Annotated in this window: 16 protein-coding genes; 12 read left to right on the top strand and 4 right to left on the bottom strand. The window is 32.8% G+C overall.

Annotated features, from left to right (window positions below; all coding sequences use genetic code 11):
- Positions 1 to 160: 160 nt before the first annotated feature.
- Entirely contained in the window at positions 161 to 1,504 is a 1,344-nt protein-coding gene (gene gdhA, locus RCH19_RS10490; RefSeq protein WP_121924843.1) for an NADP-specific glutamate dehydrogenase, read from the bottom strand.
- Positions 1,505 to 1,778: 274 nt separating this feature from the next.
- Here gdhA and RCH19_RS10485 point away from each other — a divergent pair, with 274 nt between their 5' ends.
- Positions 1,779 to 2,582, top strand: a complete 804-nt coding sequence (locus RCH19_RS10485) for a glutamate dehydrogenase (RefSeq protein ID WP_343023178.1) — start codon at positions 1,779 to 1,781, stop codon at positions 2,580 to 2,582.
- A 75-nt stretch (positions 2,583 to 2,657) separates the two neighbouring features.
- On the opposite strand, the gene RCH19_RS10480 is transcribed toward RCH19_RS10485, so the two are convergent.
- Entirely contained in the window at positions 2,658 to 3,812 is a 1,155-nt protein-coding gene (locus RCH19_RS10480; protein ID WP_343023181.1) for a cystathionine gamma-synthase, read from the bottom strand.
- Positions 3,813 to 3,904: 92 nt separating this feature from the next.
- Here RCH19_RS10480 and RCH19_RS10475 point away from each other — a divergent pair, with 92 nt between their 5' ends.
- From RCH19_RS10475 to nadD, 7 genes are all read left to right on the top strand, one after another.
- A complete protein-coding gene (locus tag RCH19_RS10475; protein ID WP_343023177.1) occupies positions 3,905 to 4,648 on the top strand; it encodes a DUF3298 and DUF4163 domain-containing protein in 744 nt (247 codons plus the stop codon).
- A gap of 256 nt (positions 4,649 to 4,904) precedes the next feature.
- Entirely contained in the window at positions 4,905 to 5,261 is a 357-nt protein-coding gene (locus RCH19_RS10470; protein ID WP_343023176.1) for an ArsC/Spx/MgsR family protein, read from the top strand.
- Entirely contained in the window at positions 5,254 to 6,180 is a 927-nt protein-coding gene (locus tag RCH19_RS10465; RefSeq protein ID WP_343023175.1) for a DMT family transporter, read from the top strand. Before RCH19_RS10470 ends, RCH19_RS10465 begins: the two co-directional genes overlap by 8 nt.
- A 73-nt stretch (positions 6,181 to 6,253) precedes the next feature.
- Positions 6,254 to 7,114, top strand: coding sequence for a YicC/YloC family endoribonuclease (locus tag RCH19_RS10460; RefSeq protein WP_343023174.1), 861 nt, complete (start codon positions 6,254 to 6,256; stop codon positions 7,112 to 7,114).
- Positions 7,115 to 7,194: 80 nt separating this feature from the next.
- Positions 7,195 to 7,773, top strand: a complete 579-nt coding sequence (gmk, locus tag RCH19_RS10455) for a guanylate kinase (RefSeq protein ID WP_343023173.1) — start codon at positions 7,195 to 7,197, stop codon at positions 7,771 to 7,773.
- Positions 7,774 to 7,807: 34 nt separating this feature from the next.
- Positions 7,808 to 8,173 (top strand): four helix bundle protein, encoded by a 366-nt coding sequence (locus RCH19_RS10450; RefSeq protein ID WP_343023172.1) that lies wholly within the window; start codon positions 7,808 to 7,810, stop codon positions 8,171 to 8,173.
- Between the two features lie 32 nt (positions 8,174 to 8,205).
- Positions 8,206 to 8,799: a nicotinate (nicotinamide) nucleotide adenylyltransferase gene (nadD, locus tag RCH19_RS10445; protein WP_343023171.1), complete on the top strand. Its 594-nt coding sequence runs from the start codon at positions 8,206 to 8,208 to the stop codon at positions 8,797 to 8,799.
- On the opposite strand, the gene RCH19_RS10440 is transcribed toward nadD, so the two are convergent.
- The gene (locus tag RCH19_RS10440) at positions 8,800 to 9,696 is read right to left on the bottom strand and encodes a LysR family transcriptional regulator (protein WP_343023170.1); all 897 of its coding nucleotides are present in this window, start codon (positions 9,694 to 9,696) and stop codon (positions 8,800 to 8,802) included.
- A gap of 85 nt (positions 9,697 to 9,781) precedes the next feature.
- Between RCH19_RS10440 and RCH19_RS10435 the strand changes: the two genes are divergently transcribed.
- The 4 genes from RCH19_RS10435 (at position 9,782) to RCH19_RS10420 (ending at position 13,288) form a co-directional block, all read left to right on the top strand.
- Positions 9,782 to 10,552 carry a type 1 glutamine amidotransferase domain-containing protein gene (locus tag RCH19_RS10435; protein ID WP_343023169.1) on the top strand — a complete coding sequence of 257 codons (771 nt, stop codon included), beginning with the start codon at positions 9,782 to 9,784 and terminating at the stop codon, positions 10,550 to 10,552.
- A gap of 4 nt (positions 10,553 to 10,556) precedes the next feature.
- Entirely contained in the window at positions 10,557 to 11,720 is a 1,164-nt protein-coding gene (locus tag RCH19_RS10430) for an iron-containing alcohol dehydrogenase (RefSeq protein ID WP_343023168.1), read from the top strand.
- Between the two features lie 312 nt (positions 11,721 to 12,032).
- Complete coding sequence (locus tag RCH19_RS10425; RefSeq protein WP_343023167.1) at positions 12,033 to 13,028, top strand: NAD(P)H-dependent glycerol-3-phosphate dehydrogenase; 996 nt, start codon at positions 12,033 to 12,035, stop codon at positions 13,026 to 13,028.
- Between the two features lie 17 nt (positions 13,029 to 13,045).
- Positions 13,046 to 13,288 carry a hypothetical protein gene (locus tag RCH19_RS10420; RefSeq protein ID WP_343023166.1) on the top strand — a complete coding sequence of 81 codons (243 nt, stop codon included), beginning with the start codon at positions 13,046 to 13,048 and terminating at the stop codon, positions 13,286 to 13,288.
- Here the strand turns inward: RCH19_RS10420 and RCH19_RS10415 are convergent.
- On the bottom strand, positions 13,265 to 13,672 hold the full coding sequence (locus tag RCH19_RS10415) for a hypothetical protein (RefSeq protein ID WP_343023165.1): 408 nt from the start codon (positions 13,670 to 13,672) through the stop codon (positions 13,265 to 13,267). The two genes, RCH19_RS10420 and RCH19_RS10415, sit on opposite strands and share 24 nt — an antisense overlap.
- Positions 13,673 to 13,802: the final 130 nt, after the last annotated feature.

Here is a 13,802-nt window from a genome sequence, read left to right as displayed (position 1 = left end):
TTGAATAATCTTTTTGGGTTCGCTTTAAATAGCGACTTACTTCTAGGTTTTCCATAAGGATACTTTTTTGTGTATCGCTATTTCAGGACGGGACATAACTAAAAAAAAACCTCCTATCAAGTAAATGATAGAAGGTTTATTAAAAATTGTAAAAATTTAATTATACCACTCCTTGAGCAAGCATTGCATCAGCAACTTTTACAAAACCAGCGATATTTGCTCCTTTTACGTAGTTTACATAACCGTCAGCATCTGTACCGTATTGTTTACATTGATTGTGAATTCCTTTCATAATTTCTTTTAATCTTGAATCTACTTCTTCACTCGTCCAGTTTAAACGAATAGAATTTTGAGTCATTTCTAATCCCGAAGCTGCAACACCACCAGCATTTGCTGCTTTACCTGGAGCAAAAAGTACTTTAGCATTTAAGAATTCCTTAATTGCACCTAATGTACTTGGCATATTTGCTGCTTCTGTAACACACATAACGCCATTAGCAATTAATTTTTTAGCATCTTCATCGTGCAACTCATTTTGTGTAGCGCAAGGAATTGCAACGTCAACTTTAACTTCCCATACACTTCTTCCTTTATGGAATGTTGCGTTTGGAAATTTTTCTAAGTACGCTTCTACTCTATTATCTCCTCTGTTTCTCATTTCAACCATAAAGTCGATTTTCTCACCAGAGATACCTTCTTCGTCATAAATATAACCATCAGGTCCAGAAATTGTTACTAATTTCCCTCCAAGGTCATTTACTTTTAAAGCAACTCCCCATGCTACATTTCCAAAACCTGAGATAGCAACTCTTTTATCTTTTATAGATTCGCCTATAGTTTGCAACATTTGTTCTGTAAAATAAACTACACCGTAACCTGTTGCTTCTGGACGTATCAATGAACCTCCGTATGCCAATCCTTTACCAGTTAAAACTCCAGTAAATTCATTTTTGATTCTTTTATATTGACCAAATAAATATCCAATTTCTCTTGCACCAACACCAATATCTCCAGCAGGAACGTCAAGTTGTGGTCCAATGTGTCTGCATAATTCTGTCATAAATGATTGACAAAAACGCATTACTTCACCATCAGATTTACCTTGTGGATCAAAATCAGAACCTCCTTTTCCACCACCCATTGGCAAAGTAGTCAAGCTATTTTTAAACACTTGTTCGAAAGCTAAAAATTTCAATACTGATAAATTCACAGTGTGATGAAAACGAATCCCTCCTTTATATGGTCCAATTGCAGAGTTCATTTGAATTCTGAATCCTCTATTTACTTGTATTTCTCCTTTATCATCAACCCACGGAACACGGAATATGATTGAACGTTCCGGCTCTGTCATCCTTAAAAGAAGATTTTTACCGTCATATTTTTTTTGAGTAACGATAAATGGAATTACTGTTTCTGCAAATTCTCTAACTGCTTGAATGAATTCAGGTTCATTTGGATTTTTGGCTTCAACCTGAGCCATAAAATCATTTATTTTTATTGACATAGAATATATGTTTAAATTAAGAAAACGATATCGTAATACATCACAAATATACATTTTATAAAATATTCAGCCATATTTTTTTTAATCTATCAATAGAATTATCTTTATATTAAGAATTCACCAATAATTATATTTCTCACAAACACTTTTAAAGCTTTTTATTAAGAATTTCGCAAGCAAATAAGAATTTATCGCTTTCTTTTTAATTTTTATTTATTTTCCAAATGATTGATGTTTTTATATATTTGTAAGGATTGCAAAATTCCACCAACAAATGACCAAACAAATTCTATTTCTTTTATTAATCCTTTTTGGGCTGCCTAGTACGACAATTGCTCAATTTGGTGGGTTTTCCCATGAAGTAGGAATTATTGCTGGACCAATTGCTTTTCAATCTGATTACGGCCAAAGATCAAACCTCTCTACTAATGCTGGTAATACAGGACTTGGTATAGGAATTATACATTATCTAAATTTTTCATATAAAGAAGATTGCAACTGCTACACTCCAGATACTTACTTTAACGATCATTTTAAATTTAGAACTGAACTTTCCTATAATAAAACTGAATTGCAACATTTTGGCCAGTGGGTTGCGCAAAGCAAAACTACAACTGGAGCTCAGAAATTACGAGCGATGACTGGAAGTACAGCAGTTACAAACTTAGGAGTACAGCTTGAATATTTCCCTTTAAGTGTTCGAGAATTTTCTGCTACTACAGGTCGACTAGCTCCATTTGTTAGCCTTGGAGGTCAGTTTAGTTATTATACGGCTAAAGCATCTTCGTCATTAGGGCCTTTAGGAACGCCATTGACAACATTTCCAAAATACTTAACCCCAACTGATGGAAGACCTTACGGCTTTTCAACTGAAGGTGGAACTGTATTGTCTGTAGTTTCTAGTGTGGGAACACGCTACAAATTAACAACCTTATCTGATTTAATGATTGATCTAAGAGGACAATATTTCTTTTCAAACTGGGTAGATGGTTTGAATCCTAATCCAGCTATTTACAAAGAAAATAAAGCTAATGATTGGCTGGTTTGGTTTAATGTGGGGTACATTTATTATTTATAATTAAAAGACTTGATTCTATAAAAGCAAAAAGCTCCAATTCAGAAAATTGGAGCTTTTTTTATATAAACAGTGGCTTTATGCTAATGCTTGTTTTAAATCTTCGATCAAATCATCTGCATCTTCGATACCTACACTTAATCGAACTAGATCATCAGTAATTCCAATTTCTTTTCGTTTTTCTTCTGGAATTGAAGCATGTGTCATTAAAGCAGGATGATTTGCTAATGATTCTACTCCACCTAAAGATTCTGCTAAAGTGAATACTTTTACTTTTTCAAGAAAGTCAATTGCATCTTCTTTTTTACCCGAAACAAAAGTAAAAGAAACCATTCCGCCAAAACCACTCATTTGCTTTTTAGCGATTTCATGATAAGGATGACTTGGTAATCCTGGATAATAAACGGTTTTAATTTTCGGATGATTACTCAAAAATTCTACTACTTTACCTCCATTTTCACAATGTCTTTCCACACGTAAATGCAAGGTTTTTATTCCTCTTAAAATTAAGAAACTGTCCATCGGTCCTAAGGTAGCACCAGTTGCAAATTGTTGAAAATGCAATTGTTCGCCTAGCGCTTCGTCCTTTACAATTAGAGCTCCAGCAATAACATCAGAGTGTCCACCTAGATATTTTGTTGCAGAGTGCATTACGATATCAGCGCCTAAATCTAAAGGTTTCTGTAAATAAGGAGTTGCAAAGGTATTATCAACAGCAAAAAGAATTTTTTTCTCTTTGGTTATTTTAGCGATTTCTTGAATATCAGCTAATTTCATCAATGGATTAGTAGGGGTTTCTACCCAAACTAATTTTGTGTTTTCATTAATTAATGACTTGAATATCTCCATGTCATTCATGTCTACAAAATGAAATTTTATACCTGAATCTTTGTAAATACGAGTAAACATTCTATACGTCCCTCCATATAAATCATCCATAGCTATAATCTCATCTCCAGATTTAAAAGAGCGCAAAACGCAATCAGTCGCGGCTAGTCCTGATGAAAAAGCTAATCCTCTTGTTCCATTTTCTATACTAGCTAATGCATTTTCTAATGCACTTCGAGTAGGATTTGCAGCTCTACTGTATTCATAATCTGGGTTTAAAGGTTTCCCTGGACTAGTTTGTATAAATGTTGATGTTTGATATACTGGAGGCATAACAGCTCCAGTGCTTGGATCATGATGTTGACCACCATGAATAACTTTAGTATTAAATTTCATAAGTTGAATTTTTGATGCAAAATTGTTTTGCAAATTTACCCTTTAATTTTATCTAACCAAGAAACAAGTAAGTACCTTTGTTTTTAATTAACATTTTTGACATGAAATACTTTATAATCTACACCTTATTGCTTTTTTCAGTAGCGCAATGTTCTAACGAATTAGTTTTTGAAGAGCAGTCTTTTCAGAAGAAAACTACTTTGCCGTGTACTGGAGACTGTCCATCAATTAGTGTGAAAATTCCTGTTGCAAATGCAGTTCCTGTAGTAGCAGACAGTATCAATAAAAAAGTTTTTTCAGTTCTAAAAGAAATTATTTATTTTGGCGAAAAGCCATACACTTCTAAGGATTATAATGGATTATTAACATCATTTATTAATTCCTATGAAAAACTCCAAAAAGAGTTTCCAAAGGATAAATTTGGCTGGGAAGCTGACATTAAGGGAAGTGTAAAATACCAATCAGAAAATATATTGAATATAGAAATCAATCATTATACATACACCGGAGGCGCTCATGGTTATCAAGGTTTACGTTCGCTACTTTTTGATCCTAACACGGGAAAATCTATAACTAATGACGAACTTTTTATTGATAAAGCGATTTTCAAAGCTTTGGCTGAAAAAAAATTCAGAGCTAAATATAAAATTCCAGCAAGCAAATCGATTAATTCTACCGGTTTAATGTTTGAAAAAGAAATGTTTCAGTTACCACAAAATATATTCTTTACTGACAAAGGATTATTGCTTTATTATAATTCATACGAAGTAGCATCGTATGCTGATGGAGCTAAAGAACTATTATTGTCATATACTGAAGTGAATGATTATTTAGCAGTAAAATAGCTATCTCTCCAATATCTTAGCCCTGACAGTAATGAAAATCCTCTAGTGCTTAAACCTATTTTTTTCAGGAAGAAAAGAGCGACCGCAGGAAGCTCCTTTTATGACTTATAAAAAAAGGGTAAAGAACTAGAGATTGAAATGTATGGCGGGAATAGCTCCTAAAAAAAATACAAATATTAGTTTAAGAACTTTTATAAAAAATCGATCATTTTCAGTGCCAAATTATTTTTCTTTGCACAACGAAACTACCCTTATTATGGACAAAATATATTATCTCGCTTCGTGCGACACTTGCCGAAAAATCATAAAATCATTACCGAAAGACCATGATTTTAAATTTCATGACATTAAACAAGATCCTATAACTGTTGAAGAATTAGAGCAAATGCGCGAACTTTCTGGAAGTTACGAATCACTTTTCAGTAAAAAAGCACAGTTGTACAAATCAATGGATTTAAAAAACAAAGCCTTGACCGAAGAGGATTATAAAAAATACATTTTAGAGCATTATACCTTTTTAAGTCGTCCTGTTTTTATTATCAATAACAAAATTTACATAGGTAATACACAGCAAAATATGCACCAAGTAATGCTCGCTTTAGGAAATGTCTAAAAGAAATCTTGCACTGATAGGAGCTACGATTGTCTCTATAATTTACGGTGTAACCTTTACGATTGCTAAGGACGTAATGCCTTTATATATTGATGCCTACGGTTTTATTTTATTGCGTGTAGGTGGATCGGTAATCTTGTTTTGGTTGGTTTGGTTTTTTATTAAATTGCTAAGTTCTAAAAAAGAAGATCGCAATAGCACTATTGAACTTGCTGATTTTCCTCGAATAATTGCTGCAGCATTCTTTGGGGTGGCTTTCAACATGCTTACTTTTTTCAAAGGTTTAAGTCTTACTTCGCCTATTTCAGCCGCTGTAATTATGGTTTCTACGCCCATGATTGTTTTAGCGCTTTCAGCTATAATAATGAAAGAGCGAATGAAAAGTCGAATGATTTTTGGGATTCTATTAGGATTGATAGGAACGGGATTTCTTATCTTGTATGGAAAATCTATTGGAAGCGCGACTAATGCAGGACTCGGGAATTTTTTAGTTTTAGTAAATGCAATTTCCTATGGTTTTTATTTAATTATTGTCAAAAAATTGATGGATAAATACAATGCTTTTGCTTTTGTAAAATGGATTTATTTGTTTGGTTTTATAATGGTGTTGCCTTTTGGCTGGAGCCAATTTGAAGCTGTAGATTGGTCCGCAATTCCTACTGATATTTCTTGGAAAATAGTGTTTGTCGTTATTATTTCGACTTTCCTAACGTACCTTCTGAATTTACTTTCTATGAAAGAGTTAAAACCAACAACAGTAGCTGTTTTTATCTATTTGCAACCTTTGTTCGCAACAATTTTTGCGATAGGTTTAGGAAAAGACGAGTTGAGTTGGGTCAAAATTATTTCAGCTTTATTGATATTTATTGGAGTTTACTTAGTGACATACTCCCCTAACCCCTCCAAAGGAGGGGAATAGAACTATATTCAAATTTCTCCTTCGGGGGTCAGGGGGAATTTTTTACTATCTTTGCCCTCTTTTAGAAAATTATATGATACAATCAATGACAGGTTTTGGTAAAGCAACTTTGCAATTACCATCCAAAAAAATTACGGTAGAAGTAAAATCTTTGAACAGCAAAGGTTTAGATCTAAATGTGAGAATGCCTTCGCTATATCGAGAAATGGAACTGGGATTAAGAAACCAAATCGCATTAAAACTTGAAAGAGGAAAAGTTGATTTTTCTATTTTTATCGAAAGCACTGCTGAACAAACTTCTACAAAAGTAAATGTGCCAATTGTAAAAGCCTATATCAATCAATTGAGAGAAGTGGACGCTGATGCTGATGAAACGGAACTAATGAAAATGGCGATTCGGATGCCGGATACTATGAAAATAGAGCGCGATGAAATTGACGAAAACGATTGGGTACAAATTCAGACTGTTATTGAAGAAGCTTTACAAAACATCTTGACTTTTAGAAAAGATGAAGGAATGTCATTAGAAAAAGAATTTCAATTGCGAATTGGAAATATTCGCCAATATATGAATGACGCTTTAGCATTAGATCCAGAACGTGTTCAAGCAATCAAAGATCGTTTGCAAACAGCAATTTCAGAACTAAAAGTAAACGTAGATGAAAATCGTTTCGAACAAGAATTGATTTATTATCTTGAAAAATTAGACATTACTGAAGAAAAAGTGCGTTTGACAAATCACCTCGATTATTTCCTAGAAACTATTAACGGAACGGAAGCTAACGGAAGAAAATTAGGATTTATCACTCAAGAAATGGGTCGCGAGATCAACACTATGGGTTCTAAATCTAATCATGCTCAAATGCAAAAATTAGTCGTTCAGATGAAAGACGAATTGGAAAAAATAAAAGAACAGGTATTGAATGTTTTATAGAGGAATTAGTAACTAGTGAATAGGAATTACACTATGCTAAACTAATCACTAATTACTATTCACTAATCACTTAAAAAATAATGAACAAAGGAGGAAAATTAATTGTTTTTTCAGCACCATCAGGATCTGGAAAAACAACTATCGTGAAACATTTACTAGCACAAGATGATTTGAATTTAGAATTTTCTATTTCTGCAGCGTCACGCGACGCTAGAGGTGAGGAAGTAAACGGAAAGGATTACTATTTCATATCTACCGAAGAATTCAAAAAACACATCAAAAATGACGATTTCCTCGAATGGGAAGAAGTCTATCGCGATAATTTTTACGGAACTTTAAAAAGTGAAGTAGAACGCATCTGGGCATTAGGAAAAAATGTGATTTTTGATATTGATGTCGCTGGTGGATTAAGAATTAAAAGTAAATTCCCAAACGAAACTTTAGCAGTTTTCGTTAAGCCACCAAGTATCGACGAATTAAAAATTCGCTTGAAAAAGCGCTCTACTGAAAGTGAAGACAAAATTAATATGCGCATCGCTAAAGCTTCTGTTGAATTAGCCACTGCACCACAATTTGATGTTGTTATAAAGAATTACGATTTAGAAGTTGCTTTAGAAGAAGCACATCAGCTGGTGAAGGATTTTATAAGTAAAAAATAGTAATTGGTAAAAAGTAACTAGTAATTAGCTTAAGATGGCAGAAATTAAATCATATAAAGATTTACTGATTTGGCAAAAGGGAATTAGAATTGTCTGTTTAGTATATCAGCTATTAAAATCATTTCCTAAAGAAGAACTATATGCTTTAACAAGTCAATTGAAAAGAGCTTCAGTTTCAATTCCATCAAATATTGCAGAAGGTTATGGTAGAAATACTCAAAAATTATTTAGTCATTTTTTAGATATTTCTAGAGGTTCATTATTTGAAATAGAAACTCAGTTACTCATTGCTAATGAACTTGGTTTTATAATAGATCAAACTTTGTACAAAGAAATATTAGGACAAATTGAGGAAGAATCTAAGATGATAAATTCATTTTCAAAAACTCTCAAAAACTAATTACTTTTTACTAATCACTATTTACCAAGATAATGAAGATAGGACTATACTTCGGAACATTTAACCCCATTCACATTGGGCATCTAATTATCGCCAATCATATGGCGGAATATTCTGATTTAGACCAAATCTGGATGGTGGTGACGCCGCACAATCCTTTTAAGAAAAAAAATACTTTACTTGAAGATTCCCATCGTTTGGAGATGGTGCATCTTGCCACTGAAGACTTTCCTAAAATCAAACCTTCAGATATAGAGTTTAAATTAGCACAGCCCAATTATACCATAAACACATTAGTTCATTTACAGGAAAAACATCCTACTTATGAATTTTCGTTAATTATGGGAGAAGACAATCTAAGGTCTCTTCATAGATGGAAAAATTACGAAGCTATTATAGCGCATCACGAAATTTATGTCTATCCGAGAATATCAAATGATGAAGAAAACTTAGAATTAAAAGATTCACAACATTTCGGGACAAAAATTCATATGATCGATGCGCCTGTAGTAGAAATTTCATCCACTTTTATTCGGGATAATATTAAAAAAGGAAAGAATGTGCAGCCATTACTGCCTACTGAAGTTTGGAAATATATTGACCACAATAATTTCTATAAAAAGTAATTACCCTAAGGCACTTTTTAGCTCTAATTCTATTTTTTCGAAAATAGTATTTAAGTTTTCATTTTTAGCTGATAATAAAAACACCTCTGAACTAGGCATTTCTTTGCTGTTCCACAATAATTTTATTTTCTTACCTCCAATAAATTTTTTTGCATTAATATCCCACACCACTGCAACACCTAAATTTCTTGAAAGTATTTCAATCATTTCATTTTCGGAAGGAATTATGTAATTTGGAACCATAGACGGTCTTTTTTTATTAAAAACATGAAGCCAAAATAATTTTATGTGTGGAATTCCTGCATCGTGGCTAAACCATTTCTGGTCATTTAACCAGTTTTCAGTTGCGTCATTGTCTTTGTTCTTAATAGTCGCTTTTAGTTCAGATTCGTTAATGGTATTTGATCCAACTATTACTTGTCTTATTTCTCCAACCTTTTTTTGAACGGTGTCGAAAGTGTCGTATTGCTTTGTTACAATTGCGAAATCAAGCTTTTTAGAATTTACTAATTCGAATAATTGATCATTTTCATGAAAGCTGAAATCTATAAAATCAAATTTAGAAAGTAAGACGCTCCCCATACTAATCATAAAGTGTTTTGAAAGTCCAACTGAAATTAACCGATTGGCATTAAATGCCTTAGCTCTAAAACCGTTTTCCACATTTTCCAATCGCTCAAGAGCTTCAATGATTAAATTATTGAGTAACTTAGCGTACTGTGTTGGTTCCACGCCTTTAGATTTTCTGTTGAAAAGTTTATAACCAACATGCGCTTCCAACATTCCTATCTGCTGACTCACGGCTGGTTGACTGATAAAAAGCTCCTTTGCAGCCAAAGAAAAATTTCCATTTTTATAAACAGATTTGAAAGTTCTGTACCATTCAAGATTGACCATGATATAAATATATTTATCACAAACATAATTTAAATTATTTTTACTAATAACATATTAGCCGTAAATTTGTAGTAATAAATGAAGTATGAAAAAAATTGCAGTATTTACAATTATAGCATTAACAGTAGGATGCTTGAGTGCAACTGCACAGATAAAAAATAAAAACGATATGAAAAAAGTATTATTTGTACTAACTAGTCACGATAAACTAGGAGACACGGGAGAAAAAACAGGGTATTGGACAGAAGAATTTGCAGCACCTTACTACGAGTTAGCAGACAAAGGAGTTCAAATTGATATCGCAACACCTCTTGGAGGTCAGCCACCAATAGATCCGAAAAGTGAAGATCCTTCAGCAGCTACAGAAGACACAAAAAGACTGGATAAGGATACCGACGTTCTAGCTAAATTAAAAAACACTCATAAACTATCTGATGTGAATCAAGCAGATTATGATGCTGTTTTCTATCCAGGAGGTCATGGACCGCTTTGGGATTTAGCTGAAGATAAAACTTCAATTGCATTAATTGAATCTTTTTATACCAATAAAAAACCAGTAGCTTTTGTATGTCACTCTCCTGGCGCACTTAAAAACGTCAAAGTAAATGGTGAATATTTAGTAAAAGGTAAAAAAGTAACTGGATTTTCTAATAGTGAAGAAGAAGCAGTAGGATTAACTAAAGTTGTTCCTTTCTTATTAGAAGATGCTTTACAATCTAATGGTGCTAGCTATTCTAAAATAGCTGATTGGCAACCGTATGCTGTAGAAGACGGACTTTTAATTACAGGTCAAAATCCAGCTTCATCAAAATTAGTTGCTGAGAAATTATTGAACCAACTAAATTCAAAAAAATAATAGTATGTTAAATTTCGAATTATATAATCCCACAAATTTAGTTTTTGGTAAAGGACAAATTGAGAAACTATCAACTTTAGTTCCTCAAGAAGCAAAAATATTAATGACTTATGGAGGCGGAAGCATTTTTAAAAATGGTATTCACGCACAAGTAATTGAAAACCTAAAAGGTTTTGAAATCGTGGAGTTTGGTGGAATCGAAGCAAATCCACATTTTGAAACTTTAATGAAAGCAGTAGCCGTTGTTAAAGAGCAAAAGATCGACTTTATTCTAGCAGTAGGTGGTGGTTCTGTGATTGATGGAACTAAATTTATATCAGCTGCAGCAAAATTTGAAGGCAATCCGATAGACATTCTACAAAAGAAATTATTGATTAAGGATTTAGCGACTGTTATCCCTTTTGGAACCATTTTGACTTTACCAGCGACTGGAAGCGAAATGAATTCAGGTTCAGTAGTAACTATTGAATCTACCAAAGAAAAATTAGCTTTTGGAGGTTCTGCGTTATTTCCAAAGTTTTCTATTTGCGATCCTACTGTTATTGAATCTTTACCTAAAAGACAATTACAAAACGGAGTTGTAGATGCTTTTACTCACGTTCTAGAACAATACTTAACGTACGTTCATGAAGGTTTTCTTCAGGATCGAATATCTGAAGGAATTTTGCAAACATTAGTAGAAATAGGACCTAAAGTCGTTGAAAATCCAAAAGACTATGCACTTGCTTCTAATTTTATGTGGAGTTGTACAATGGCGTTGAATGGATTAATTCAAAAAGGAGTTCCTTCAGACTGGGCAACGCATATGATCGGTCACGAATTAACAGCTTTGTACGGAATTGATCATGCTAGAACATTAGCAGTAGTAGGACCAAACTTATACAGAGTAATGTTTGAAACTAAAAAAGGAAAATTAGCACAATACGGAAAACGTATTTTTAATTTAACTGGAACTGAAGATGAAATTGCCAAGCAAGCAATTGATAAAACAGTTAAATTTTTCCATACTATGGGAATGGACACTAAACTATCTGACTATACACAGGAATTTGACAAAACAGCCGACTTTATAGTGAATCGCTTTGAAGAAAGAGGTTGGTTAGGTTTAGGAGAAAAACAAAACATAACTTTAGAGAAAGTAAAATCAATTGTTGAAATGAGCTATTAAATCTTACGAAAATTAGTAACTTATTTCAAATTAAAATAAAAAGGCGTCCCCCATATATATGGAGGACGCCTTTTAACATTCAAAATATAACTAACTAATTCAATTCCTGTTTATCTGTTAAAAAATCGTACTAACAATACTTATAACGAATGTATACTATTTATATTGTGTGCTATATGTGAATTACTTATAATATATTTAATAAATTATGATTAATGCAATTAATGATCTGTTTTTGTTAGCAAACAAGGATTGATTAAATTTGCTTAATTGAAACAATTTTAAGTACTTTTGATTAAATTCAATATTATAATGGCCGAAAAAATAAAATTTGCAGTAATTGGTGGAGGAAGTTGGGCAACAGCAATTGCAAAAATGCTCTGTGTAAATCTTTCAGAAATTTCGTGGTATATGCGTAACGAGACTGCTATTGAGCATCTTAGAACATATAAGCACAATCCTAATTACTTAAGTTCTGTTGAGTTTGACACCAATAAGTTAAAACTAACTAATGACATCAACGAAGCTGTTGCTTATGCTGATTATATAATATTTGCAATACCATCTGCTTTTTTAGATGCTGAACTACAAAACCTAACCGTTTCACTTCAAGATAAAATTATTTTCTCAGCAATTAAAGGTATTGTTCCTGAGACGAGTTTAATTGTGGGAGAACATTTTCATGTGAAATATGACATTCCTTATTACAACATTGGTGTAATAACTGGGCCTTGCCATGCAGAAGAAGTAGCTTTAGAGCGCTTGTCGTATCTAACTATTGCTTGTGGAGATCCCGATAAAGCTAAAGTTGTCGCTACAAATTTATCTGGTAATTACATTAAGACAAAAATTACTGACGATATCATAGGAACAGAATATGCAGCAATGTTAAAAAACATTTATGCAATAGCAGCAGGAATTGCTCATGGCTTAGGATACGGAGACAACTTCCAATCTGTATTGATGAGTAATGGAATTCGTGAGATGAAAAAATTCATCAAAAAAGTCCACAAAATGAAACGAAACATTAATGATTCTGCTTATTTAGGTGATTTATTGGTGACTGGATATTCTATATTTTCAAGAAATAGAATGTTTGGAAATATGATAGGCAAAGGCTATACAGTTAAGTCTGCAATGATGGAAATGAGCATGGTTGCTGAGGGATATTACGCAGTCAAAAGCGCATACAAACTAAATCAAGCTTACGGTGCTAAAACACCTATTATTGACGCTGTTTATTCAATCTTGTATGAAGGAAAGAATGCTAAAACTGTTTTTAAGAAACTAACGGATCAACTGGACTAGATTTAAAAGATAGTTTTATGAGCGAAAGATGGAAATATCAAATTAAGACTGGCGGTCTCTGGGGATTAATAATCGCAGTAGTCATTCCTACATTGGATTTATTTCAACTGTCTTTTGAAAAGGCTTTCTTATCGAAACACAATTTAATTAGAACAATTTATTTTGTAACTTTTGGAGTATGTTTAATTGGATACTTAAGTTGGAGAAAAAAGGTAAAAAGTGAAAGCAGTATTACTTTACCTGATAATAACACCATCTAAAAATAATATAGGAACTTCTTCAACGTCCTTTTCATTTATCGAATTAGCTTTGAAGATGAACTTTTTGTCGTATAGTTTGTTATCCATGAAATAGGTTACCATAAACTCATTGTTAAGTGTTAAAACACTTTTTTCAATCATTTCTATTTTTACTACTGAAACAGCTGGAACTTCTACAAAAGCGTGACGTAAAAGTGACGTTTTTTTCATTTCACCATTTATAGTTCCAAAAGCTTTAGAAACTACCATAACACTTTCAATTAGAAAGTCACTATCGTTTACCAGATAGGCATACCAAACTTTCTCCATAAAGTCGTCACTCCATTCTTGGACAACTGCAACGAAAACATTTTCTACTTCAGGGATTGTAATATCTTTTTTCATGTCATTATAGCAAACGAAACAATTAGTTGGTTCGTTATTGATTAATGTTTAGTATTAAAAACTAAAATTTCACTTGAACCGAAAACCCTAGCCCAGATGAAAACGGCATCCCCCGCTTTTGAGCGGGGAT

The organism is Flavobacterium sp. PL12, assembly GCF_039123485.1.
Classification (GTDB): domain Bacteria; phylum Bacteroidota; class Bacteroidia; order Flavobacteriales; family Flavobacteriaceae; genus Flavobacterium; species Flavobacterium weaverense.
The sequence above is the reverse complement of the archived record's forward strand: the minus strand, read 5'-3'. Positions and strand labels throughout refer to the sequence as shown.